The organism is Cryobacterium sp. MDB1-18-1, assembly GCF_004402735.1.
Taxonomy (GTDB): domain Bacteria; phylum Actinomycetota; class Actinomycetes; order Actinomycetales; family Microbacteriaceae; genus Cryobacterium; species Cryobacterium glucosi.
On sequence record NZ_SOFR01000037.1, the window covers coordinates 39273 to 64524 of the forward strand.

At 70.2% G+C, this 25252-nt stretch carries 18 protein-coding genes; 10 read left to right on the plus strand and 8 right to left on the minus strand.

Annotation, left to right across the window (positions count from 1 at the left end; translation table 11 throughout):
* Positions 1-3: 3 nt before the first annotated feature.
* The 3 genes from E3O50_RS08780 to E3O50_RS08790 form a co-directional block, all read right to left on the minus strand.
* Positions 4-2847 carry an alpha/beta fold hydrolase gene (locus tag E3O50_RS08780; protein ID WP_134560701.1) on the minus strand — a complete coding sequence of 948 codons (2844 nt, stop codon included), beginning with the start codon at positions 2845-2847 and terminating at the stop codon, positions 4-6.
* Between the two features lie 11 nt (positions 2848-2858).
* On the minus strand, positions 2859-3881 hold the full coding sequence (locus E3O50_RS08785; RefSeq protein WP_134560681.1) for a 3-oxoacyl-ACP synthase III: 1023 nt from the start codon (positions 3879-3881) through the stop codon (positions 2859-2861).
* Positions 3882-4105: 224 nt separating this feature from the next.
* A complete protein-coding gene (locus tag E3O50_RS08790; protein ID WP_134560682.1) occupies positions 4106-7732 on the minus strand; it encodes a bifunctional proline dehydrogenase/L-glutamate gamma-semialdehyde dehydrogenase in 3627 nt (1208 codons plus the stop codon).
* Between the two features lie 163 nt (positions 7733-7895).
* Here E3O50_RS08790 and E3O50_RS08795 point away from each other — a divergent pair, with 163 nt between their 5' ends.
* The 5 genes from E3O50_RS08795 to E3O50_RS08810 all read left to right on the plus strand — a co-directional run bounded on the left by E3O50_RS08795 (position 7896) and on the right by E3O50_RS08810 (position 12426).
* The gene (locus tag E3O50_RS08795) at positions 7896-8777 is read left to right on the plus strand and encodes a LysR family transcriptional regulator (RefSeq protein WP_134449181.1); all 882 of its coding nucleotides are present in this window, start codon (positions 7896-7898) and stop codon (positions 8775-8777) included.
* 101 nt (positions 8778-8878) lie between these two features.
* Positions 8879-9001, plus strand: a complete 123-nt coding sequence (locus E3O50_RS19805) for a hypothetical protein (RefSeq protein ID WP_277870865.1) — start codon at positions 8879-8881, stop codon at positions 8999-9001.
* Between the two features lie 147 nt (positions 9002-9148).
* Positions 9149-10084, plus strand: coding sequence for an aldo/keto reductase (locus E3O50_RS08800; RefSeq protein WP_134560683.1), 936 nt, complete (start codon positions 9149-9151; stop codon positions 10082-10084).
* A 66-nt stretch (positions 10085-10150) separates the two neighbouring features.
* The gene (locus E3O50_RS08805; protein WP_134449184.1) at positions 10151-11767 is read left to right on the plus strand and encodes an NAD(P)/FAD-dependent oxidoreductase; all 1617 of its coding nucleotides are present in this window, start codon (positions 10151-10153) and stop codon (positions 11765-11767) included.
* 125 nt (positions 11768-11892) lie between these two features.
* Positions 11893-12426, plus strand: a complete 534-nt coding sequence (locus E3O50_RS08810; RefSeq protein WP_134560684.1) for an SRPBCC domain-containing protein — start codon at positions 11893-11895, stop codon at positions 12424-12426.
* Positions 12427-12517: 91 nt separating this feature from the next.
* Here E3O50_RS08810 and E3O50_RS08815 read toward each other — a convergent pair whose 3' ends face one another.
* Complete coding sequence (locus E3O50_RS08815; RefSeq protein ID WP_134449186.1) at positions 12518-13081, minus strand: acyl-CoA thioesterase; 564 nt, start codon at positions 13079-13081, stop codon at positions 12518-12520.
* A gap of 42 nt (positions 13082-13123) precedes the next feature.
* Between E3O50_RS08815 and E3O50_RS08820 the strand changes: the two genes are divergently transcribed.
* On the plus strand, positions 13124-13762 hold the full coding sequence (locus E3O50_RS08820) for a LysE family translocator (RefSeq protein ID WP_134560685.1): 639 nt from the start codon (positions 13124-13126) through the stop codon (positions 13760-13762).
* A 10-nt stretch (positions 13763-13772) separates the two neighbouring features.
* Here the strand turns inward: E3O50_RS08820 and E3O50_RS08825 are convergent, their stop codons facing one another.
* Both E3O50_RS08825 and E3O50_RS08830 read right to left on the minus strand, forming a co-directional pair.
* Positions 13773-14753 (minus strand): alpha/beta hydrolase, encoded by a 981-nt coding sequence (locus E3O50_RS08825; protein ID WP_241975507.1) that lies wholly within the window; start codon positions 14751-14753, stop codon positions 13773-13775.
* 96 nt (positions 14754-14849) lie between these two features.
* Positions 14850-15395, minus strand: coding sequence for a YbhB/YbcL family Raf kinase inhibitor-like protein (locus E3O50_RS08830; RefSeq protein ID WP_134449188.1), 546 nt, complete (start codon positions 15393-15395; stop codon positions 14850-14852).
* A 135-nt stretch (positions 15396-15530) separates the two neighbouring features.
* Here E3O50_RS08830 and E3O50_RS08835 point away from each other — a divergent pair, with 135 nt between their 5' ends.
* Complete coding sequence (locus E3O50_RS08835) at positions 15531-17231, plus strand: sodium:proton antiporter (RefSeq protein ID WP_134560686.1); 1701 nt, start codon at positions 15531-15533, stop codon at positions 17229-17231.
* Positions 17232-17343: 112 nt separating this feature from the next.
* Positions 17344-18237: a rhodanese-related sulfurtransferase gene (locus tag E3O50_RS08840; RefSeq protein WP_134560687.1), complete on the plus strand. Its 894-nt coding sequence runs from the start codon at positions 17344-17346 to the stop codon at positions 18235-18237.
* Here E3O50_RS08840 and E3O50_RS08845 read toward each other — a convergent pair.
* On the minus strand, positions 18206-19642 hold the full coding sequence (locus tag E3O50_RS08845) for an LssY C-terminal domain-containing protein (protein ID WP_134560688.1): 1437 nt from the start codon (positions 19640-19642) through the stop codon (positions 18206-18208). The two genes, E3O50_RS08840 and E3O50_RS08845, sit on opposite strands and share 32 nt — an antisense overlap.
* A 59-nt stretch (positions 19643-19701) precedes the next feature.
* Here E3O50_RS08845 and E3O50_RS08850 point away from each other — a divergent pair, with 59 nt between their 5' ends.
* Entirely contained in the window at positions 19702-20718 is a 1017-nt protein-coding gene (locus E3O50_RS08850; RefSeq protein WP_134560689.1) for an MDR family oxidoreductase, read from the plus strand.
* Positions 20719-21084: 366 nt separating this feature from the next.
* Positions 21085-23778 carry a LuxR C-terminal-related transcriptional regulator gene (locus tag E3O50_RS08855; RefSeq protein WP_134449192.1) on the plus strand — a complete coding sequence of 898 codons (2694 nt, stop codon included), beginning with the start codon at positions 21085-21087 and terminating at the stop codon, positions 23776-23778.
* A gap of 24 nt (positions 23779-23802) precedes the next feature.
* On the opposite strand, the gene E3O50_RS08860 is transcribed toward E3O50_RS08855, so the two are convergent.
* Positions 23803-25140, minus strand: a complete 1338-nt coding sequence (locus E3O50_RS08860; protein ID WP_134449193.1) for a glycosyltransferase family 2 protein — start codon at positions 25138-25140, stop codon at positions 23803-23805.
* Between the last annotated feature and the right edge of the window lie 112 nt (positions 25141-25252).

Genomic DNA, 25252 nt, shown 5'->3' on the forward strand with positions numbered 1-25252 from the left:
GGGTCACGGTCGCGTCATCCGCCCGCCGGAGAGGATGCCGCCCGCCCACCGGGCGAGCCGGCTGCGGTCGATCTTGGAATTGTGCCGGATGTCCGTCGGCAGCTGGGGAACCACGAGCACCGCAGCGAGAGGTGCCGGCGATGCCGTTCGGATCGCGGCAGCGAGTGCCTCCGTCGCGAGTCCGACCCGCCGGGCGGGCGGGCTCGTCTCGACGACGGCGACCAGCTGTTGGGTGCCCACCGGTCCGACCCCGACGAGGGCCGCACGGGCGACACCGGGGTGTCCGGGGTTCGGCCTGCCGGACATGCCCGCGGTGACCGCATCGCGCGGGGTCAGACGAACGCGTTCGATGGCCTGCTCGGGGCCGACCGGCGTGACGACGCCCTCCGCGGTGACGATGACGTGCGGCAGCCGGCCCTCGACCCAGAGCCGGCCGTCGGCGTCGAGGTGGCCGACGTCGCCGGTGCGGTGCCAGCGTTCGCCCGCGATCGCTCCGCGCCTGGCGGCCCGGTCGGTGAGCCAGAGCCGGTCGTAGTGGTCTTCGACGTGGGGCGCGGAGACGACGATCTCACCGGTGACACCGGTCTCCTCGGACAGTGCGCCTGTGGCCGCGCCCCGGTCGTCGAGAGCGCTGATCCGGATCCGGGTGGTCCCGGTCGGGCATCCCACGCAGACGCCGCCAGCGGAGGCCGCGGTCGCGACCCGGATGCCCTCGAGGGTGATATCCGTCATCAGGAGGCCCTCGGTCATGCCGTACGGGGTATGCGCTGTCGCGTCCGGCATCAACCGCGCTGCGGCCGCGAGGAGCGGCTCTGCGACCGGCGCGCCTGCGGACAGGAAGCTGCGCACCGCGGCGAGAGACGCCCGGTCGGCGGGGGTGAGGCGTGCCGCGGTCGCGACGACGTTCGTGAGGGCTGCCGGAGACAGGAACACGACGGATGCGTCGATCGCGGCGACAGCGGCGGCCACCGCGGTCGCGGTGAGCGTCTTCGGCGACGTGACGTCCATGTCGGGGGTCACCGAGCGTGCGCCGAGGGCGGGGCCGAGGAGGGCGAACGGCGCGAAGCCGGCGACGAGGCCCGTCCCTGGGCCCACGCCGTACTGCTCGCGAAGCGCCCGGCTGACCGCGGCGAGCTGGCCGTTCGTGTAGACGACGCCCTTGGCCGGCCCTGTCGACCCGGACGTGAAGAGCACGGCTGCCGTGTCTGCCGCGGTGGGCTCTGGTGGCAGGCCCTCATCCGCGCCGAGCGACTCCAGCTCGGCGACGGTGAAGGAGACGTCGAGGAGCCTGGCAAGCGGCCTGGCGAGGGTGACCGCGGCGATCTTCTGGCCGGGCCAGCCGAGCGCCCGGGCGGCGACCAACCCGGGGGTCGCTCCAATGACGTGGTCTGGGCGCGCGCCCCGGACGGCCCGGGTCAGGCCGCGGAGGCCGAGACCGGCATCCGCGACCACGACGACGGCGCCGATGCGCACGCAGGCATACAACACGGCCGTGAGGTCGGCGCCCGGAGGAACGAGAAGCGAGACCCGGTCGCCCTTGCGGACGCCGATCTGGTAGAGCCCTGCGGCCAGCCGGCGCACGCGCGCGGACAGCTCGCGCCAGCTGACGCTGAGCTGGGCGGCACCGTGACCGGGCGCCATGTCGACGAGGGCGATCTCGTCGCTCTCCCGGAATTCATCGAGGTAGTGCCAGAGCGGCCGGTAGTCGCCGCGGCCGGATTCGGGCGCGGGTTCCCCGTCCGAAACGTCCTGTTCCGGTCGAGAGTGACCGGCTGATCGGGCGCTCTCGACCGGAACGGGCCCGGCGGCGGTGAGGGCGGCGGGCACGGCGGCGAGCGGGGCGCGGTCGGCGAGCCAGGTCAGTGCGGCCGCGGCGTAGTCGACATCCTCGGCCACCAGGTGCCCGGCCCCCTCGAAGCGGTGAACGTCGGCGTCGGGCAGTCGGTCGAGGAGATCGTCGAGATACCGGTCGCTGAAGATCGGATCGGTGGGACCCCAGAGCAGCAGGGCCGGCACCTCGAGGCCGCGAAGGCCAGAGGCGATGCGGTCGAGTTCCGGCGTGCTGACGGATCCGGGACCGACCGGGATGTCGGCGACGAACGCGCCGATCCCGCCCCGGCGGGCCGCTCCCCGGTACGGCGCCCGGTAGGCGCGTTTGACGGCGGCGGACAGCGGCGGATGCGCGAGCGCGAGCGTCGTGTCGAGGAACGCGGGCGTCGTGACGGTCGCGGTGCCGAGCACGCCGCCCTGGAGTGCCAGCCGCAGGGGCGCCGGGATCGCGGCGTCCTCCGGCTGGTGCACGGCGGTATTGAGCAGCAGCACGCCCGCGAGCAGGTCCGGGTGGTCGATCGCCCAGCCGAGCGAGACGACTCCGCCCCAGTCGTGGCCGAAGGTGACGACCGGGCCGGTGAGTCCCAGCGGTTCCGCGCCGAGCGCGTCCGTGAGGTCGCCCAGGTCTGCGACCCGGCGGGCGAGCGGGCGCACCGTCCCGGTGCGCTCGGAGAAGCCCATCTCGAGCTGGTCGACGGCGATCACGCGCCAGGCCTCTTCGCCGCGCGTGGCGGCATCCGTCGCCTGCGTCACGAGCGACCGCCACAGGTACGACCAGGTCGGGTTCCCGTGCACGCACAGCACCGTGCCGACCGGGGTGATGCCGCGGGACGCGAGCACGGGCCCGTTGTCGAGCAGGTGCCAGGTGCGGATGCCGGCGCCCGGCTCCCCTGCCTCGACCAGCCTCGAGAACGCGGGGTCGAGTCCCGGCAGCCCCTCGGGCGGCAGGGACGCCGGCGCGGGCGTCGCAGCGGCGCGCGGCAGGCGGTACTGGTGCTGTTGCCGGGGGTGGGTCATGGTGCGGCCGGTCACCAGGCCAGTTCCATCATGGCGGTGTTGAGGCCGGAGCCGACCCCCATGAGCAGCACCCGGTCGCCGCGACGCAGGGTCTTGGCCTCTTCGGCCAGGGTGATCGGGATCGACGCCGGCCCGACGTTGCCGAACAGCGGGTAGGTGAGGGGCACCCTCGCCCGGTCGAGCCCGGTGGCCTTCACGATCGCGTTGGTGTGCACGTCAGAGACCTGGTGCAGGATGTAGCGGTCCATGCTCGACCAGTTCCAGTCGCGCTTCGCCTCCGTCCAGGCCGACACGACCAGTTCCATGCCGCCCTTGAGCAACGCCTTGGCGTCGGTGAACATGCCGTCGACGCTGCCGACGCAGAGCCCGTTGAACTGGGTAGCGGCGCGGGTGACGCCGCCGAGCATGCGATGGCCTTCCGGATGCCGGTCTGCACGTCCGAGGACGGCCGCGGCCGCCCCTGACCCGAGGGTCAGGCTCGCGAATTCGCTCATGAAGTCCTTGCGGCCGATGTCGGGCCGCCCGAGCCGGTCGATCGTGTTGGACTGGATTTCGTCGGCGTCTTCGCCGTCGATCACCACGGCGTAGTCGACCTGGCCGGAGTCGATCAGCTGCGCGGCGAGGGTCATCCCGTTCACGAACCCGAGGCACGCGTTCGCGATGTCGAAGTTGGTGGCGGACGACGGCAGGCCGAGGCCGTGGTGGATGCGCACGGCGACGGAGGGCTCGAGGTGCTTGCGGGTGACCGAGGTGTTGATCAGGAGACCGACCTGGCCCGGCTCGACGCCCGCGTCGCGCAGGGCACGCTTGCCCGCTGACACGGCCGCGTCGTCGAAGGCGAGGTCGCTGCCCCAGTTGCGGCGTTCGTAGACGCCGGCGACGCGCTGGAGCAGGCCGCTCGGGAGACGCAGGCGTTTCAGGGCCGGCTGCAGTCGACGGTCGATCTCGATCGAGGTAGTGACGATCGGTGCGAGGGTGCTCGCGACCGCCAAGAGCGCGACGTTTGTGTGCGACGTCGTTGCGTTTCCGTCCAAGTGCTGTTCCCCTGTCGAATTGTGGCGCCGCTGGCACGCCACGGTCCCCGGTATTATCCCCCACTCAACTGATCGTTCCTCGTATGCAGGCTGTGTGCCGCTCCCCCCTGACCGCCCACCCCGTCCGCGAGAGCGGAGTTTTGGCCCTTAACATCGTGGTTTAAGGGCCAAATCTCCGCTCTCGCGGTTCGGGTGAGCGCGCGGGGCGGGGCGGGGCGGGGCGGTCAGATGATGCCGGCGGAGAGGGTGCTCGGGTTGCCGAAGCGGTGCGCCGTGATCGAGATCGCCTGCTCACGGAGGAACGGCAACAACTCGACCCTGCCTGCCTGGGTGACCGGGTGGGCGTAGACGGCCACGTCGGGGCTGCCGCGGAGGGCGTGCGCGAGCTGGGCCGCCGCATCCGTCGCCCCGGTCAGCGGGTCGCCGCCGATCAGCCGAACCCGGCTCGTCGTGATGCCGCCGGCTGCGGCGCGGGCGAGCCATTCGGCGTCGCTCTCGACCGTGACCGGGATCTCACGCTCGGCGAGGGCGCCCCGCACGATCGGAGGCATGGGCAGCGCGCTCGACACCGTGAAACGCGACTTCGAGAGGGTCGCGGCGATGAGCACCCGTAGCAGGTTCGACAGGGTGCCGTCCTCGGCGAGGCGCACCGTGACGGGCAACGTCCGGTAGCGGAACAGGTTGCGTTCGACGCCGAGCGCGGAGACGTCCCTGACCGCCGCGAACTCCTCGCGCCAGGCGAGCGCGTCGCTGAGGGCCGAGCGGCGCAGTACGTCGAAGTCGGCATAGTCGAGCACGGGCTGCGACCCCTCGATGAGCTGCGTGACGCTCGGTTCGAGGCCGCGCAGGTGCAGGGTCGAACTGTTCCTGCCCGGGTTGGTCACCCAGCTGCCGAGGCCGTAGAGATAGTTCGGGCCGCCGGCCTTCGTGCCTGCTCCCACCGACGAGCGCTTCCAGCCGCCGAACGGCTGGCGCTGCACGATCGCGCCCGTGATCCCCCGGTTGACGTACAGGTTGCCCGCCTCGATCGTCTCGAGCCAGGTCGCGAGTTCCTCGGGATCGAGCGAGTGCAGTCCGGAGGTGAGCCCGTAGTCGACCGCGTTCTGAAAGCGGATGGCTTCCTCGAGTGTGCGCGCATGCATCACTCCCAGCACGGGCCCGAAGAACTCGGTGAGGTGGAAGTAGGAACCGGGAGCGACTCCCGTGCGGATGCCCGGCGACCACAGCGCGCCGTCCTCGCCCTGCTGTTTCGGTTCGACGAGCCAGCTCTCGCCGACGCCGAGTTCGGTGAGGGCGTGCAGGAGCTTGCCGTTGGCAGGTTCGATGAGCGGGCCCATCTGGGTGACCGGGTCGGAGGGTCGTCCGACCCGCAGGCTCGTCGCGGCATCGACGAGCTGGCCGAGGAAACGCTCGGACCTGGCGACGGAACCGACGAGGATGACGAGGCTCGCTGCGGAACACTTCTGTCCGGCGTGCCCGAACGCGCTCTTGACGACGTCGGCGGCGGCGAGGTTGAGGTCGGCGGACGGGGTCACAATGATCGCGTTCTTGCCGCTCGTCTCTGCGAGCAGCGGCAGGTCCTCGCGGAAGCTCCGGAACAGCTGCGCGGTTTCGTATGCTCCGGTGAGGATGACCCGGTCGACCGCGGGGTGCCCGATCAGCCGGGTGCCGAGCTCCCGGTCGGCGAGGTCGACGAGCGCGAGGAGGTCGCGGGGCACTCCGGCCTCCCAGAGCGCCTCGACCATGACCGCTCCGGAGCGCTGGGCGAGCTTCGCGGGCTTCACGATGACGCCGGAGCCTGCCGCGAGTGCGGCGAGCACCCCGCCGGCGGAGATCGCGACGGGGAAGTTCCACGGCGGGGTCACGACGGTGAGGCGTGGGGGCACGAAGATGGCGCCCTGCACGGCGTCGAGCGCCCGGGCGCTCTCGGCGTAGTAGTGCGCGAAGTCGATGGCCTCGCTCACCTCGGGGTCGCCCTCTGCGATGGTCTTGCCGGTCTCTGCGGCCATCACCTCGATCAGGCGGTCGCGGTTCGCGGCGAGCGCGAGGCCGGCGCGGTGCAGGATCGCGGCCCGCTCCCCGCCGGGGCGCTGGCCCCATTCGTTGCCGCTCGCGGCGACGGTGTCGATGATGGCGTCGAGCTGTTCCTCTGTATCGACGCGGGCGGCGAGGATCGTGTCGATGCCGAGGCGTGACCCCTCGACCTGGGCGAGGATCCGGCGCCCCCACGCGCGGTTCGCCGGAAGCGAGGGGTCGGTGTCCGGCTCGTTGTGGAAACGGCGGATGCCGGCGGCCACGTCGCCCGCGCCCGCGTGGGTCAGGACCGCGGCCGTGTCGCTGAGCGAGCCGCGGGTGAAGCCGAGCACGGCATTGGTGAGGCCGAGGTCATCGTCGGTGTGCTGCGCCGCTTCGGCCGCAGACTCTGTCGCCTCGAGCTGGGTGACCGCAGAACGGTCCTGGCTTCGGTTCGGCGCTGGCACGAAGGCCTCGGGGCCGACCGATGATTCGAGTGCCCGGAGTGAGGCGAGGAAGCGCTCCTTCTCGCGTTCGAAGAGCGGGGGCGAGGTCGTGAGTTCGAACACGGCGGACATGAAGTTGTCCTGGCTCGCGTTCTCCTCGAGGCGGCGGATCAGGTAGCTGATCGCCACGTCGAACTCGGCCGGGTTGACGACGGGCGTGTAGAGCAGCAGCCTGCCGACGTCCCGGCTCACGGCCTCGGCCTGGCTCGTCGCCATGCCCAGCAGCATCTCGAACTCGACCCGGTCGTCGACGCCGCGCCGCTTGGCGAGGAGGTGGGCCCACGCCACGTCGAAGAGGTTGTGCCCGGCGACGCCGATGCGGACGGCATCCGTGTTCTGCGGGGTCAGCGCCCAGTTGAGCACCCGCTTGTAGTTCGTGTCCGCGTCCTGCTTGGTGCCGTAGGTCGCGAGCGGCCAGTCGTGCACGATCGCGTCGACGTGTTCCATGGCGAGGTTGGCGCCCTTGACGACGCGCACCTTGATCGGGGCTCCCCCGGCCGCGCGCCGGTTCTGCGCCCAGTGGGTCAGGCCCTGGAGGGCGCCGAGCGCGTCGGGCAGGTACGCCTGCAGCACGATGCCGGCCTCGAGGCCGAGCAGGCGGGGCTGGTCCAGGATGCGTTCGAAGACCGCGATCGTGAGGTCGAGGTCGCGGTACTCCTCCATGTCGAGGTTGATGAACTTCGGCACAGCGGATGCCGCGGCGAGCTCGTAGAGCGGGGTCAGCCTCTCGACGACCCGGGTCACGGCCTCGTCGAACGACCACATCGAGAGCTGGCTCGCGATCGAAGACACCTTGATCGAGACGTAGTCGACGTCGGGGCGGGCGAGCAGTTCCCTCGTGCCCTCGAGCCTGCGGAGGGCTTCCTTCTCTCCGAGCACGGCCTCGCCGAGCAGGTTGATGTTGAGCCGGTTGCCGGATTCGCGCAGGCTCGCGATCGCGGGACCGAGCTTGTCCGGCGTCGCGTCGACGACGAGGTGGCCGACCATCTGTCGCAGCACCTTGCGGGCGGCCGGGATGACGACCCACGGCAGCACGGGGCCGAGCACGCCGCCGAGGCCGATGGCGCCGCGCAGGTACCCTGGCAGGAAGCCGGGGGCCTTCTTCGCGACGGCCTGCAGGTTGTAGCCGGCGACCATGAGGTCCTGGGGGCGCATGACGCCGTCGACGAAGCCGACCGTGAAGTCGAGGCCGTTCGGGTCCTTGAGCACGCCGGCGAGGCGTTCCGCGGAGACGTCCGCCGGAATGGCGGTGCTCTCCGCGAGCCACTTCCTGACGAGCGTGACAACCTCCGCGCTCTGGGCCTGGTGCACGACGGACGGTGAGTTGCTCATGGTCACGAGGGTAGTCTTTCGCTCGCGCAACGGCCGGGAGCCGTTCCGGGGGGACGGAATCTGAGTCCAGTGTCGCGGGAACTTCCGATAAGTAAAAGCGACCGTTTGTGCAGAGTAGTGGTTAGGATTTGTGTGCAATGGAGCCGAGCGGAAGGTGCACGGGATGCTGGACGTCCGGAGGTTGCGCCTGCTGCGTGAACTGAAGATCCGCGGGACCCTCGCCGGGGTCGCCGAGGCGCTCTCGTACAGCCCGTCCGCGGTCTCCCAGCAACTCGCCCTGCTCGAGAAGGAGGCGGGCGTCGAGCTCCTGCACAAGGTGGGTCGCCGCGTGCAGCTCACGGCGCAGGCCGAGATCCTCGTCGACCACACCACCCACCTGCTCGAACGGCTCGAGATCGCCGAGGCCGAGATGATGGCTTCGCTCACGACCGTCTCGGGCACCGTGCGGGTGGCGGTCTTCCAGTCCGCGTCCCACGCCGTGATCCCCCGGGCGTTGACCCTCCTGGCCGCCGAATTCCCCCAGCTGCGTGTCGAGGTGACCGAGCGCGAGCCGGAGCGCGGCCTGTTCGAAGTGAGTGCCAGGGACTTCGACCTCGTCCTCGCCGAGCAGTACCCGGGGCACGGGCGTGCCCACAGGGCGGACCTCGACAGGGTCAACCTGGCGACGGATGCGCTGCGACTCGCGCTGCCGTCCGCGAGCGCGAGCGCTGATCTCGCAGGCCTGGCGCGGATGCCGTGGGTCATGGAACCGGAAGGAACCGTCTCCCGGTCGTGGGCGAGCCAGCTCTGCCGCGAAGCCGGGTTCGAACCCGATGTCCGGTTCGAGACCGCGGACCTGATCGCGCACATCCGCCTGATCGAATCGGGGAACGCCGTCGGCATCCTGCCCGACCTGGTCTGGGCCGGCGCCGAACCCACGGTGCGCCTCGTCGACCTGCCCGGCCACCCGCGCCGCACCCTCTTCTCGGCGGCACGCCGCTCGAGCACGAAGCGGCCGGGCGTCGTCGCCGTGCGCGACGCGCTCGCCCGCGCGGTCACGCCGTGACGACGGTCGCGCCGCGACGATGCTCACGCCTTGACGATGGTCACGGGCGGGCCTTCAATGGGGTGAGCACGCCCGCGACAGCGTGCGGAATGGGAGCATCCGTGATCACCTGGCTGGGATCCGCGACGTCCGCGACCATCGACGGCTCCACGATGACCCTCACGGACCAGGGCGGGAAAGAGATCGGCACCCTCGAACGCCAGCCGACGAGCAACCCGACCTGATCGGCAACGCCAGCGGGGAGCAGCGACCGCGGTGAGCGGCGCTGGCGACCGCGCCGCCCCGGCCGACACATTGATCGTTCGCCCTTCTCAATCGCATCACCGTCAGTTGTTTTACTTCTGTACCCGCCTCGCCTAGCGTGAATCCACATGAAGACTTTCACCCTGCCCGGCACCGATATCGTCGCTCCGAACGTCATCCTCGGCCTGATGCGCATCCAGGAGAAGAGCGACGACGAGGTCCGCGAACTCGTGCGCACCGCCCGCGACGCCGGGATCGACTTCCTCGACCACGCCGACATCTACGGCTCCGAACTGCACGGCTGCGAACGCCGCTTCGGGGAGGCGCTGCAGCTCAACCCCTCCCAGCGTGACGAGATCACGATCCAGACCAAGACGGGAATCGTCGGGGACGGGCCGTACTTCGATTTCTCCTACGAGCACATCATCGAATCCGTCGAGGGGTCCCTCGCAGCCCTGCGGACCGACCACATCGACATCCTGCTGCTGCACCGCCCCGACGCCCTCGTCGAACCCGAGGAGGTCGCCCGCGCGTTCGACGAACTCGAATCCACGGGCAAGGTCCGGGCATTCGGCGTCTCGAACCACACACCGCGCCAGATCGACCTGCTCCGGAAGCACGTGCGCCAGCCGATCGTCGTCAACCAGCTGCAGCTCTCGCTCACGCATGCGCCGATCATCGCGCAGGGGGTCGCCGCGAACATGAGCGGGCAGGAGCAAGCCGTGACCCGCGACGGGGGCGGAATCGTCGATTACTGCCGCCTGAACGACATCACCATCCAGACATGGTCGCCGTTCCAGGCCGGCTTCTTCTCGGGGGTGTTCCTCGGCTCTCCCGAGTACCCCGAACTCAACGCCGTCATCGACAGGCTCTCCGCCCACTACGGCGTCCCGCCGCTCGCTATCGCGACCGCCTGGATCCTCCGGCACCCCGCCAGGATGCAGGTCGTTCTCGGCACCACCACCCCCGGACGCGTCACCGGGGCGGCCCAGGGGTCCGACGTGACCCTCACCAGGGCCGAGTGGTACGAGCTGTTCCGCGCTGCCGGGCACATCGTTCCCTGATCGCCGTCCGGGCCGGATGTCCCGCGCCGGCCCGCACGCGGCGGCACCCGTTGCTAGTCTCGAGGCGTGACGGAACCCACTCATGACGTTGTCATCGTCGGCGGCGGCCACAACGGATTGACCGCCGCCGCGTACCTCGCCCTCGCCGGCCGCAGCGTGATCGTGCTCGAGCGCGCGGAACACGTCGGCGGTGCCGCGGTCTCCGCCGAGGCGTTCGCGGGCGTCGACGCCCGCCTCTCGCGCTATTCCTACCTCGTCAGCCTGCTGCCGCAACGGATCATCGAGGAACTCGGCCTCGAGATCGGCCTCGCCCGCAGGCGTTTCTCCTCATACACGCCGAACCCGGCCGACCCGGCCGGCGGCCTCCTCGTCGACAACGGCGACGCCGAAGCCACCAGGGCGAGCTTCGACCGGATCGGCGCCGGAGCCGATTCCGATGCCTGGGCCGCCTTCTACGCCGACACCGGGCGGCTCGCCCTGGCGCTCTTCCCCACGGTCTGCGAACCCCTGCCGACCCGCTCAGAGGCCAGGCTCCTGCTCGGCGACGACTCCCTGTGGGAGCGCTTCGTCGAACATCCGCTCGGCCGGACCATCACCGAGGCATTCACGAATGACCTCGTGCGCGGCGTCGTCGCGACCGACGGCCTGATCGGCACCTTCACGTCGGCGGAGGCGGGCGACCTTGCCGCGAATCGCTGCTTCCTCTACCACGTGATCGGCAACGGGACCGGGGACTGGGACGTTCCGATCGGCGGGATGGGCGCCGTGACGGGCGAACTCGAGAAGGCGGCGCGGCAGGCGGGCGCCCGGATCGTGACCGACGCCGAGGTGACGAGCGTCAGCCCGGACGGAACCGTGCGCTACCGGCGCGGAGGCAGCATCCGCGAGGTCGCCGGGACGGTCGTGCTCTCGGGGGTCGCCCCCTGGGTACTCGAGCAGCTCCTCGAAGCGGATGCCGGCGGCCGGGGCACGACAGGGGCCGCGCGTGCGGACGCGCCAGGGGCCGGGCCGAAGCCGGAGGGCGCCCAGGTCAAGGTCAACCTGCTGCTGCGCCGGCTGCCGCGGCTCCGCGACACGACGGTCTCCCCCGAGGCTGCGTTCGGCGGAACCTTCCACATCAACGAGACGTACACCCAGCTCGAAGGCGCGTACGACGAGGCCGTCCGCGGGATCATCCCGGACCGGCTGCCCTGCGAGATCTACTGCCACTCCCTGAGCGACCCGAGCATCCTCTCGCCGGAACTCGCGGCATCCGGCGCACACACCCTCACCGTCTTCGGCCTGCACGCGCCGAACCGCTGGCTGAGCGACGAGAACAACGACGCCACCCGGGCGAGGCTGCAAGAGGCTGTGCTCGCCTCGCTCAACTCGGTGCTCGCCGAGCCGATCGAGGACCTGCTGCTGACCGATGCCGCCGGCAGGCCCTGCATCGAGACGAAGACGACCCTCGACCTCGAACACGCCCTCGCAATGCCGGGCGGGAACATCTTCCACGGTCCCCTCGAGTGGCCGTTCCTCGACGACGACGCCCCGAGGGACACCGCGGCGGAGCGCTGGGGCGTCGCGACCCGGCACCCGCGCATCCTGGTCTGCGGCGCGGGCGCCCGGCGCGGCGGCGGGGTCAGCGGCATCGGCGGGCACAACGCCGCAATGGCGGTCCTCGAGGCAGAGCTCGACGACTGAAACGACGGCCGAACCCGCGGCCGGGGGCCCGCTGACGGAGCCGTCGGGCGATGCTGTGGCACGGGGACGCCCAACGGGTTTAGCCTGAAGGCACGGCTCGTGTTTCACTCATCGCGGAGGTCCCCATGTCAGCCAAACCCACCGGTCGCCTTGCCCATCGCGAGGACGGGCTGTACCTCATGCTCGATCGGCTCTTCACCGCCCCCATCGACGACGTCTGGGCGAGCGTCAGCCGGCCAGGCGGCCTCGCCGGGTGGATCGGCACATACACCGGCGCGCCGGAGACAGGCGCCGTGCGCTTCAAGCTCTCCGAAACGGATGCCGAGTGGACGTACGTGACGATCCTCAAGTGCATCCCGCCGAAGCGGTTCACCGTCAACCTCGGCGAAGGGGACGCGGCGAGGCACCTGATCCTGCACCTCGTCGAAGGCGCGGGCATGACCACGCTCACCCTCGGGCAGCGCCTGCACTCCGCTGCGGATGCGGCACGCGTCGGGCCGTTCTGGGACTACTACCTGGATCGCCTCGTCGCGATGCGCACGGGTCACCCCGTGCCCGGCCACGAGCACTACGCGGGCGCGCACGAGCTCTACTACTCCGAGCTCATCGTCCCGGACAAGCCCCCGGTCGTTCCCGTCCCCGCACCGCCGCGCGCATAGTCCTGCCGACCGTCCCCGAGGGTGCGAGCCCTCCCGGACGTCGGCGCGCCAAAGCGGCTGTGCCCGCTGCCGAAACGGCCGCTGCCGCCGGCTACTCCCAGAGACTCGGCGCGGCCGCGCGGGTCGCGGGCAGGGCGACGTCGGCGCTCCACTCGAGCAGCCACGCCGGGACGGTGAGGCCGGCGGGCGCCGGTCCGACGGCGGCGAGCAGCTCCTCGATTCCGACGACGCCCCCGCCGCGCTTGAGGAAGCGGCCCCGGATGAAGCCGAGCGCGAGGATCTCGGGGTTACCGTCGGCATCCGGTCGCACGAAGCGCTGCTCCACGTAGACGGCCTTCTCGTCGAAACCGAGGATGCGCGACTCGACGGTGAACCGCTGGCCGACGGTGAGCGATTTACGGAAGCTGATGGTCTCGCTCACGACGACGGGGTACCAGCCGCGTGCGGTGAAGATCGGCCAGATGCCGGTACGGTGCAGCAGGTCGAGCCTGGCGATGTCCATGATCGACAGGTACACCCCGTTGTTCATGTGCCGCAGGATGTCCTGGTCGGTCGGGAGGGTCACGAACCGGGTTCTGACGACGTCGTAGGACCCGACGCGGGGGCCCCGCTTCGACAGCCAGCCGTGGAAGAGGGTGCGGATCAGCATATGCATCCTGCGATGTTAACGCCTCGGGCGATTGGGTAGCATTCCGGTATGGTCCCGATCGATCACCTGCTCACCTTCGCGCTCGCTTCCGTCGCCCTCATCGCGCTTCCGGGGCCGACCGTGCTGTTCGTGATCGGACGCTCCCTGGCGCTCGGGCGCCTCGGCGGATTCCTGAGCGTGCTCGGGAACGCCCTCGGGATGCTGCCCCTCATCGCGGCCGTCGCGCTCGGCCTCGGCGCGATCGTGACCCAGTCGATCGTGGTGTTCACGATCGTCAAGGTCGTCGGGGCCGCATACATCGTCTACCTCGGCATCCACGCGATCCGGTACCGCGGCGCGGTCACCCGGACCCGCGGCATCACGCTCGTCGCCCGGCCGTGGTGGCGGCTACTCGCCGAAGGGTCGGTCGTCGGCGCCACAAACCCCAAGTCCATCGTGTTCTTCGTCGCCGTGCTTCCCCAGTTCGTCGACTACCGTGCGGGCGCGGTGCCGCTGCAACTCCTCACCCTCGGCACGGTCTTCGTGGTGCTCGCCCTCGCCGGAGACAGCGTCTGGGCCATCGCCGCCGGCTCGGCGCGGGACTGGTTCGCGAAGTCGCCGAAACGGCTGGAGAAGCTTTCAGCGGGCGGCGGGGTCATGATGATCGGCCTCGGCGGCGTCCTCGCCGCGACCGGCGCCCAGAGCTGACCCGCCGTCCCTAGACGGCGACGGGGACCGGGACGGGCAGGGCCGCGACGCGACGGACGAACGCGCCGAGACGGCGGTACACCTCCTGCGATTCCGGATGCCGAGCGTCCTGCTGCCAGGTGTGATGGGTGTTCGCCTGTCGCCGGTCGTAGATCAGGCTGTCCACCTGGATCGACCTGCGCTTGAGCGCCGCGATGAAGTTCAGGTTCGCCCGGTAGAAGTAGTCCCGTTCGCTCGTCGTGACGAAGACCGGAGGGAACCCGCTGTCGAGCCACTCGATCGGGTTCATGAACCGCGCCGCGGCCCGCAGCACGACTCCGCGCCCCCGCTCGGGCAGCAGCATGCGCAGGAAGTTGAGGCTCAGCACGAAGCCGCGCTCGAACATCACCGAGAGGTCGGCGATGCTGCAGTGCTGCACGAGGCCGCGGAGGTTGCCCGGATCCACGTGGGGTTCGATGCCGTAGTGGGCCGCGAGCTCCGGCTCGAAAGCGGATGCCGCCAGGAGCGCCGCGATGTGACCGCCGGCCGAATCCCCACCGAGCACGATCCGGGTGGGGTCCCCGCCGAAGTCGGCAATGTTGCGGGCCACCCAGTCGAGCACCGCATTGCCGTCCTCGAGCATGTGCCTGAGCTGGAACCGGGTGGCCATCCGGTAGTTGGCGTTGACGACGACCATGCCGTCTGCGGCCTGGCTCGCACAGTACTTGGTGAGCGGCGCCTTGTCGCCGGAGGTCCAGCCGCCCCCGTGGAAGTACACGTAGACCGGAAGCGGCCCGGCAGGGTCGTGCGGCACCATCACGTCGAGCCGGTGGTCACGGCTCTCATCCCCGACGTAGTCGACGTCGATGTGGTAGTCCACAGTATCGATCGGCTGGAGGTTGAACTTGTGCAGTTCGCCGGGTGAGAGCCGGATCATCAAGGCCCGCCAGACCCATACGGGCACACGGCGGAGGCTGGTTTCTCGGGGTTTCAGGGTGGTTCCTGCGGTCATGCGAGGGTGCTGCGGATCTGGTTCACAGCACGAACCTAGGTCCCGCGCGTGTGAGCGACCTGAGAAGCCCTCATGTTCCTGTCGGGGACAGGCCTTCTAGGGGTGCAGCGCCGCCCCGCCGAATGCTCCGGTCGCCTCGATGACCGCGCGGCCGAGGGTGTGGAACCGGAGGGTGAAGCCGAGCACGGCGGGAGTCGACCCGGGGTCGAGGTCGAGAGTGGGGACATCCACTGCGTGCACGATGAACTGATAGCGGTGGGTGCCGGTTCCGGGCGGCGGGCCGGCACCGATGAAGGAGGTGAGCCGCAGCTCGTTGGGCAGGGTGACCGCGCCGGCGGGCAACTGGGCACCGCCGGGGGCGCCGGCTCCGGCGGGAAGGGACGTGACGGCGGCCGGGAGGTTGAAGACCGCCCAGTGCCAGAAGCCAGAGCCGGTCGGGGCATCCGGGTCGTAGAGAGTGACCGCAAAACTCTTCGTGTCGGCGGGGAACCCGCTCCAGGACAGCTGCGGCGACCGGTCGAGGCCACCGGCTTCCTCGCCGAACTGCGCGGCCGAAAGCGGTGCCCCGTCGGTCACATCCGTGCTCGAGAGCGTGAAGAGCGGCACCTCGCCGTAGACGGCGAGCGGATCGGCGGTGGTCATGGGTCCTCCTGGCGGCGGGGGTTCTTGTGCGGGCTGCCCCCAGTTTAGGCGCCAGGCGCCCTCGCTTCGAAGATCCTCAGGCGCCGCCAAGGTCGCACAGCGGTCGGGTCCAGCCCGGCTCGCTACGGTCCAGCAATGGACTATCCCCTTCTCGGCGTCTTCGGCATCCTGACCATCGTGTCGGTTGCCGTCATCGCGCCGCGGCTCGGAGTCGCCGCCCCGCTCCTCCTCGTGCTCATCGGGATCGCGGCGAGCCTCGTCCCCGGCGTACCGGCCTTCGATTTCCCGCCCGAGCTCATCCTCGCGGTCGTCCTCCCTCCACTCCTCTATTCGGCGGCGGTCAACGTGCCGCTGCACGACTTCCGCCGCAACGCGACGGCGATCACCGGGCTCTCTGTGCTGCTCGTGATCGTGAGCGCCGTCGCGAGCGGAGCACTGTTCCACTGGCTACTGCCCGGACTCAGCGTTCCCGCCGCCCTCGCGCTCGGTGCGGTCGTGAGTCCGACGGATGCGGTCGCCGCGACCTCGATGGGGCGCCGGCTGGGGCTGCCACCCCGGGTGGTGACCCTGCTGGAGGGTGAGGGACTGCTCAACGACGCCTCGGCCCTCGTGCTGCTCCGCTGTGCGATCGCGGCGACGGCAGGCGGGGTGTCCCTGATCGGCGTGGCCGGGGACTTCGCGTTCGCGGTCGGAGTCGCGATCGGGATCGGTCTCGTCGTGGGGCACCTGACCGTGTGGCTGAGGTCGCGCCTGGGGAACGTCGTACTCAACACGACGATCTCATTCGCGGTGCCGTTCCTCGCGTTCATCCCGACCGACCACGTCCACGCGTCCGGGGTGCTCGCCGTCGTCGTCGCCGGGCTCGTGACCGGGCATCGGGGGCCGCTGGTCTTCACGGCGGAGGTGCGGATCAGCGAACGGGTGAACTGGCGGACGATCCAGTTCGTGCTCGAGAACGGCGTCTTCCTCCTGATGGGCTTCGAACTGAAATACCTGGTCGGCGAGGTGCACGAGGACCATGTCAGCGTCATCGAGGCCGTCGGCATCGGGCTTCTCGCGACCGTCGTCCTCGTCGTCGTCCGGGGCGCCTTCGTCGTCCCCCTTATCGCCCAGCTCAAACGACAAGAGCGGAGGGCCCGCGCCGGCGGCCGGGAGGTCGACTCCGCACTGCGGCGGTTGCGCACGGCCAGCCACGAGGACGTCGCCCAGGCCAGGGCCCACAGGAGGCTGACCAGGAAGCGGGCGGACCTCGACTTCCAGACGGTCGAGAGCCTCGGCTGGCGGGACGGCGCTGTGCTCGGCTGGTCGGGGATGCGAGGCGTCGTCGCACTCGCCGCCGCGCAGTCGCTGCCGACCGGCATCCCCTACCGGCCGCAGCTGATCTTCATCGCGTTCACCGTTGCCCTCGTGACCCTGATCGTGCAGGGCGGCACCCTGCCGCTGCTGATCCGCAGGCTCGGGCTCACCGGAAGCGCCGAGGCGGATGACCAGCGTGGCTTCGCAGCCCTCGTCGGCCAGATCAGCGCGGCCGGTCTCGAGAGCCTCGGCAACCCTGCGCTCGCGCAGGACGGTGGTGAACCGTTCACCGCGGAGGCACTGTCCCGGGTGCGTGCGGACAGCATCCGCCGCGCACAGGCGCTCGACGAGACGGCGGCCCCGGCCACCGGCGCCCCTCACCACCAGCACCGTGCGCTGCGGCTGCACGTGCTCGCACGTGAGCGCGCCGCCCTGCTCGACGCCCGTGAGACCGGGGCATACGGCTCGCACCTCATCGAGAGGGCCCAGCGCATGCTCGACCTCGAGGAAACCCGGCTGTCCTCCAACCCCTGGGCATGACTCCTGCACATTCCCCGGCGGTGGAATTCCTGCCGCGTGATTCCGGGGCGCCCGCCGTCAACCGCGGGAATCTGCAGGAGTTACACCGAACCAGGGCGGGTAACATGGCGCGGTGGCCATTCCGAAGATCCTGCTCTACTACGTCTTCACGCCGCTCGCCGACCCCGAGGCCGTACGGCTCTGGCAGCGCGACCTGTGCGAAGCCCTCGGCCTCCGCGGCCGCATCCTGATCTCGAAGGACGGGCTCAACGGCACGATCGGCGGCGACCTCCCGGCCGTGAAACGCTACGTGCGGAAGACGCGCGAGTACCCGGCGTTCCACGACATCGACTTCCGGTGGAGCGAAGGCACCGGGCTCGACGAGGCCGGCCTGAGCCTCGACTTCCCGCGCCTCGTGGTGAAGGTGCGCGAGGAGATCGTGAGCTTCGGCGCTCCCGGCGACCTCACGGTCACCGCGGCAGGAGTGCAGGGCGGCGGCACCCGGCTCTCCCCCGCCGCGCTGCACGAACTCGCCGCCGAGCGCGGCGACGACCTGGTCTTCTTCGACGGCCGCAATTCCTTCGAAGCGGAGATCGGGCATTTCCGGGGCGCCGTCGTTCCCGACGTCGCGACGACCCGCGACTTCGCCGCAGAGCTCGACAGCGGCCGGTACGACCACCTCAAGAACCGGCCGGTCGTGACGTACTGCACCGGCGGCATCCGCTGCGAGGTGCTCAGCTCACTGATGAAGGACCGCGGCTTCGGCGAGGTCTACCAGCTCGATGGCGGCATCGTGGGGTACGGCGAGGCCTACGGGAATGCCGGTCTCTGGGACGGTTCGCTCTATGTCTTCGACCAGCGGATGTCCGTCGACTTCGCAGGGGACACCGCGGTCCTCGGCCGCTGCGCCTGCTGCGCGGCAGCGACCAACCGGATGCAGAACTGCCGCGAGCCGTCCTGCCGCGCACAGCTCGTCGTCTGCCCTGACTGCGCCGCTACGGCGCCCGCCTGCCCCGCGCACTCCTGACCGGCCGCGCGCGGGCGAACTCCCTCGCGTCCCTGGCCGAGAGGGCGAGCAGGATCAGGATGTCGAAGGTGACGCTCACGAGCGAGGTCCGCAGGGTGATCGCGGCCCCGTTGACGGCATAGTCGACGAAGCTCGTGACGATGCTCACCGTCGCGAAGGACATCGCGACGATCCGTGCCCAGTTCCGGCCGAAGTACACGAATGCGGCGAAGCCGATGTTGAGGGCGAGGACGACCCCGTAGCCGGCCAGCAGGATCCCGAGGGCGACCCCGGCCGTCGCGGGGTCGACGGTGCCCGCCGGCGTGCCGTCGAGGGCGACGGCCGAGACGAACTCCGGCCAGTCGAGCGCCGCGAGGACGATGACACCGAGACCGGACAGGACCCGCGCGCCGAGCATCAGGGCTCCGACGCTGATCGATGCCGGCCGCCGCCGGTGGGCGCCGGGCTCGGACGGCACCGCGTTCCCGGTCGGTACCGCCGTCGATGCCACCGTCGATGCCGCTGCCGCTGCCGCGGTCGGTGCCGGTTCCGGCGCGGCAGACCCCGCACGTGCAGCCGCAGCGCCGGAGACCGCGATGCCGGACACGTCGACGACGGGCAGGTCGCCGTCCGTCTGGATCGTGTCGCCGCCGCCGTTGCGTGCGTGGTATCCGCTCGAGAAGTCCCGGATCACGTGCACCCGAGCCCCCGAGCCGGCGTGCAGAAGCGAGTGGACGATGTGGTCCCGCTCGATGTCGGTGTTCTCGTCGATCTTGTGCGTGATCTGCAGGGTGAACAGCGAGAAACCGACGGCACGATCGAAGGTCCCCGCCGCGAGCCAGTCGACCCTCGTCCCACCGGGGAGCAGCCAGCCGTCGGGGCAGCGCCAGAACCGCACGTGGTGCCGCTTGGCCGGATTCTCGGCGACCTCCTGCTGGTAGGCGAAGTCCTGCATCCGGTCGAACAGGAACAGCGGACTGACCGGCGCCTCGTCATAGCTGCGCCTCGCGAGCGTCGCCGAGACCATCCTCCAGGTCGTGCCTGGCGTGATGTCGTCCGCCCGCGTCCACCCTGCCGCGGCGAGCGCCTGCTGCAGCTGCTCCGCCGTGCCGGTGATAGCGAGGTTGACCGGGTCGTCGAGGAGGCCGTCGCTCGTGCGGGTCCTGCCGATGAAGTAGTGGGGAACGTACAACTGGGTCAGGATCCGGTGCAGCCGCGGAAGCACAAGGTAGGCCAGAAGCACCCAGAAGAGCACAGCGAACCAGAGCGCACCCCAGCCGAGCTGAAAACTCTCGTTCACGAGCAGAACGGCGAGCCAGACCGCGGCGAACCCCGCGAAGACGAAGAAGAAGGCGTCGATTCCCGCGCTCACCGAGAGGCGGCGCGGCACGACCCGCACCTTCTCTGGCACGACGGCGGCGGTCATAGCGCTCATGCTACCGACTAGGCCGAACGCGGGCGAGGGGCGGGAAGTAGGCTCGGAGCATGACTCCTGAGACTCAGTTCCGCGCCATCGTCGTCGAACGAACCGTTGCGGAGGACGGCGCCACGTCGCAGCACGCGGCGCTCACGCTCGTCGACGATTCCTTCCTGATGCCGGGTGACGTGACCATCACCGTCGACTACTCGAGCCTCAACTACAAGGACGGGCTCGCGCTCGCCGGTCGCCCCGGGGTCATCCGCTCCTGGCCCCTCATCGCCGGGATCGACCTCGTCGGCACCGTCGAGTCGAGCGAGGACCCGCGCTGGGCGCCAGGAGACCGGGTCATCCTGAACGGCTCAGGCCTGGGCGAGACCCACCACGGCGGCCTCGCCGAACGCGCGAGGGTCTCCGGCGCGTCCCTGGTACGCCTGCCCGCCGGAATCAGCGCCCTCAGGGCCGCCGCGATCGGCACGGCCGGATTCACCGCCATGCTCGCCGTGCTCGCGCTCGAACGCGCCGGGACAACGCCGGACTCCGGCCCTGTGCTCGTCACCGGCGCCGCAGGCGGAGTCGGTTCGATCGCGGTGGCCCTGCTCTCGGCCAGGGGCTACCGGGTGACGGCATCGACCGGTCGCGTCGACGAACTCGGCGACTACCTCCGCGGCCTCGGGGCCGAGGCGATCCTGGACCGGAGCAGCCTCTCCGAGCCCGGAAAACCGCTCCAGGCCCAGCGCTGGGCCGCGGCCGTCGACTCCGTCGGAAGCGCCACCCTCGCCAATGTCCTCGCCCAGGCGAACTACGGGGCCGTGATCACCGCGTGCGGCCTCGCCCAGGGCGCCGACCTCCCGACGACGGTGATGCCCTTCATCCTGCGCGGGGTCAGCCTTGTCGGCATCAATTCCGTCGAGGCTCCATTGGCCCTCCGGGAACAGGCATGGTCGCGGCTCGAATCCGACCTCGACCTGGCGCTCCTCGACGGCCTGACGTCGAGCATCACGCTCGAGGAAGCGATCCCGGCGGCCGATGACATCCTCGCGGGTCGGCTGCACGGGCGCACGGTCGTCGCGATCCACGAATAGCGCGGTCAAACACGATTTAGTCGTGGCAGAACCGCCCAGTACCGCTATCACAGCGGATGCCCCTCCGCGCACCCCCAGGCTTTCGGCGCGCCGTAATCCCCCACTAGTGGGGGATACCTTGGAAGAAAATGAGCGTACCTTGCATAACAGGAACCCCCTTCACCGGGGGTGACAGGTCCCGGACCACCCATTCCGGGACCGCACACAGGTAGTAATGCAGAGCACCGACTCATCCCCGAGGCGGCTGCTGTACTCCCCCAACAGAGTGATCCGCACGCACTCGTTACCCGAAACGAAGCGCCGTCTCATGAATGAACTCCTTCACCGACCCCCGGAATGGCCCGGAATGATTCCTGGGGTCGTCGCATGAAGTCCAGCATCCACCGCGACACGCTGGGCGCGATCCTCGAACTCGCAACCGCCCCTCATGAGTCAGCCATGCTGGTCGTCGGGGAGCCCGGATCCGGCAAATCGCGCCTGCTCGCCTCCGTCGAACCGATCCCCGGGATCGAGATCTTCCGGGTCAGGATCAATCCTGCGGAAGCCGGCTTCCCGCTCTCCGGCCTCTCGGCCTTCGTCGCCTCGTTCCAGACCCCGGCCGCCGCAGCGCTCTCGAGCGAACTCCTCATCCCCGGCGAAGCGGATGCCCAGCTCGCCGCCCGCGCGGCGGAACTCCTCGCCCTGATCCGCGACTTCACCCCCGAGACAACCCTCCTCCTGATCGACGACCTCGACCTGATGGACCTCCCGAGCCAGACCGTCTTCGCGATGGTCGCGGCGCGCCTCGGCGGCACGGGGCTGCGCCTCGTGGGCACCGTGTGCGCGGAGCCCCCCGTCGGCCCGCTCGCCTCGCTCCCGCGCATCACCCTCGACCGCCTCACCTTCGCCGAATCGATGCTCCTCGCCACCGAGCTTCTCGGGCCCCAGTCCGACGAGGCACTCCGGCGGATGCTGGCATCCTCCTCATCGGGAAGTCCGTCCGAAATCGCCAGGAACGCCCGGCTCCTGACCAGCAGGCACCTCGGGAACGCCGCCCCCGTCGCCCTGCCGTTCCGCGCCTCCCGCGCTCCCTCGACCCGGACCTCACAGGAACCGGACGACCAGCACCTCCTCCTGGCGATGCTGTCCTGCTCCTACCTCAGCAGCCAGGATCCGATCCGCCAGAGCGGCGACCCCATCCGCGGCGCCCTGGAAGAACTCCTGTCCGCGGGAACCGTCATCCGCGACGGCCGGTACCTCCGGATTTCGGACTCAGCGCTGCGTTCCCACCTCTATTGGTCCATCGACGCCGGTACCCGCGCCGAATTCCATGCCCGTGCCGCCCGCAGCGAGGACGCACCCGGAGGGGATCCCGGCCTCGCCGCGTGGCACCGCAGCTGGGCGGATGCCGGCAGCCTCTCCTCGGACGAACTGCTCGCCTCCGCTGCCGAATTCGGCCGCAGGGGCCTGATCTGGCAGTCCGTCGAACTCGCCGAACGCGCCCTCGCCCTCGCGCTCGACGCCACCGGAAGCCCCGAAGCCCTGCTCGAGGTCGCGGAGGCGCTGTACCTGCAGGGCGAACTCTCCTATGCGGCCCGCTATGCCAGGCTCGGCCAGCGCAGGCCCGGCTCGATCGCCACGGTCACAAAGCTCGCGACCCTCCGCAGCGGGATCGAATTCATGTCGACCCACCAGCTGCTCACGACCGACCTCGACGACTGGGTCGGACCGCGCGGCGCGAGCGGCAGGGCGGAAGACCTCGCGCGCCTGCTCGGCATGAGCGCCCTCAGTCACGCCGAGCGCTGGGAAGTCGACGCCGCGCGGGAAGCCCTCGCCAGGGGCCGTCACCTCCTCGAAAGCGCGACCCCGGAGTCCGTCGAACTCCACGAGCTTTCCGCACTGCTGCTGTCTGCTCTCGAGGGTGACCCCGGCCCTTCGACCCGGATGTTCGAGCGGCTGTCCCGGCACGGCTGGACCGAGGAGACGAGCGCCAGGGCACTGTCCGTCCTCGGCCGCAGCCTCACGTTCATCGACCGATACGGCGACGCCAGGCGCGTGCTGCGCACCGTCGTCGGCCTCGAGCCCCCGCCGGACCCGATCGTCCTGCAGACGGCCAGGTACTACCTCGCAGAGAACGAGATCCTCGCCGGCAACCAATTCGAGGCCATGGCCATCATCGAATCGCTCACAGGATCCGGGACGGAACAGGTGCATCGCCGCCCGCTCCAGCTGCTGACGGCCTGGTACTGGCAGGCCCGCGGAGACCGAGCGCGCGCGGACGCGGCGATCGAACTCTGCAACCGCAGCTTCGCGACGAGCGACCATCCGGCTCTCGCCGCCCGGCTCGTGGCAGACCAGGGCCGGTTCGCCCTCATGGAGGGCAGGTTCGACGATGCGATCGCATTCCTGCACCGGGCCGGAGCAATAGGGTCAGCATTCCGCAACCCCTCGCTGCTCCGGAGCCAGGTCGACCTGATCGAGGCATACGTGCTGTCCGGCCGGCTGCGGGAGGCCGTGATCCAGTTCCGTGAGTTCCGGGCCAGGGCCCGGCCCTTCCACACCCGGTGGACGGTGCTCGCCACGGCACGGGCCGAGGCCCTGCTGACACCCGGCGAGGCATCCATCGCCGTCTTCGAACAGGCCGCGGGCCTCTGGCAGCCTGGCGATTCGCAATTCGAGCAGGGCCGCACCCTCCTGAGCTTCGCCGACCGGCTCGTGAGCCTCGGGCACGGCAGGGAAGGCGCAGACCAGTACCTGGCCGCGCGGATGATCTTCACCCAGCTCGGCGCCATCCCGTGGGCCAGAAAAGCGGATGCCGTCCGTCTCGGCACCCACGCCCCGAGCGTCAATCCCCTCCTCGCGACCCTTGCCCCCGACGAACGGCTCGTCGCCGAACTCGTGCAACAGGGCAAGCGCAACAAGGAGATCGCCGCCGAGCTCTTCGTCTCCCTGCGCACCGTGGAGGTGCGCCTCACCCGCACATACAACAAGCTCGGTGCCAAGTCCCGGTCGCACCTGATCGCGCTGCTCTCCGGCACCGGCACGGTGCTGTCAGACGGTGCGGCAAGCGGGATGGTCTGATCGAAAGGGACCGGTCAGGTCGCGCTACCCCGGCAGGGCGTCGCCGACCGCGATCCCGGGTGTCGCCGCCGTGTTGCTCCGTCGTTCCGGACTCTTCCAGGTGCCGCTCGACCGGCCGAAGAACGCCTGCGGGATGGTCCGGAGGCAGATGAACGCGTCGACGATGCGCACGAGCGGGAAGCCGATCCCGAGCACCAGGTAGTGCACCCGCCCGGTCACGATCACGACCAGGATCGTGAGCAGGTAGTCCGGCACCAGCACCCCGATGACGATGGACGCCGGAGGGACGGCCTGCGCGACCGCGATCGACACCGGGTCTGCCGAGACCTCGCCCCAGGCCGCGGCCGCAAGCGACATCAGGAGCAGCGGCAGGAAGATCAGCATCATGATGCTGCTCGTCACGAGTTCGAAGACGTAGAGGGCGAGGGCTCCCCAGAAGGTCCCGAACCGGAAACCGTGCCGGCGGACCGTCTGCCAGAAGCCGAGCGTCCACCGGCGCAGCTGTTTCGTGTAGTCCCGGAAGGTGTCGGGGTCCTGGGTGTACGCGATCGCCGCGAGGGGGTGGAAGGCGATGCGGCCGAGCCTCTTGGCATGCACCTCGAATGTCATGTTGAAGTCCTCGATCGCGAGCCCCGGGGCGGAAATGTCGATGTCGGCGAGGATCCGGCTGCGATACATGCTCGCGAAGCCGGGGACGATCGACACCACGTTCGCGAAGCGGGCGGCCTGGCCGTACTTGAGGAGGAACTGCACGACCACATAGAAGCGTTCGCGGTACGCCACGAGAAAACGGCCGAGCCGGGTCGGCGATGGCGGGTCCGTCACCGTCGCGGCGCGGCCGGCGACGGCGACGACCCCGGGATCATCGAAGTACGGCAGGCCCGTCTCCATGTAGTCGTCCGCGAGCTGCGTGTCCGCGTCGAGCAGCATCACGATCTCAAAGCGTTCGGCAAGCCGGAAGTGCGTGATCGCGGCGACGAGCGCACCGGCCTTGCCGCGGTTGGGCAGGAGCTCGACGACGTTCGCCCCGCTCTCCTCCGCGATCACCGCCGTCGTGTCCTTAGACGCGTCCGAGGCGATGAAGATATTGCCGACGGGCACGAGCCTGGCGGCCGAGCGGATCGTGTTGCGGATCACGAGTTCTTCATTGTGCGCCGCGATCAGCACGGCGACGTCTTTCGGGGTGACGCGGCCGCCTGCTCCGGAGGCCGCCCCGCCAGCGGCCTGCTGTGCGAGCCGGTGGCGCGCACTCCGCGGCCGCTTCCGGAACGCCTGCGCGACAACACGGCCCAGACCGACCGTGCCCCACAGGGCGGTGTTCACCCCGACCACGAGGACGAGCACCACGACCAGGCTCAGCATGTGACTCTCCGTCGACCGGCCGGACGCGGGGTCGCTCCGGTGGTCCGACCGTACACGCGGGACGGGGCGCCCGCCACGACAGACAGGTGCGGTTAACCACATCCGGGTGCGG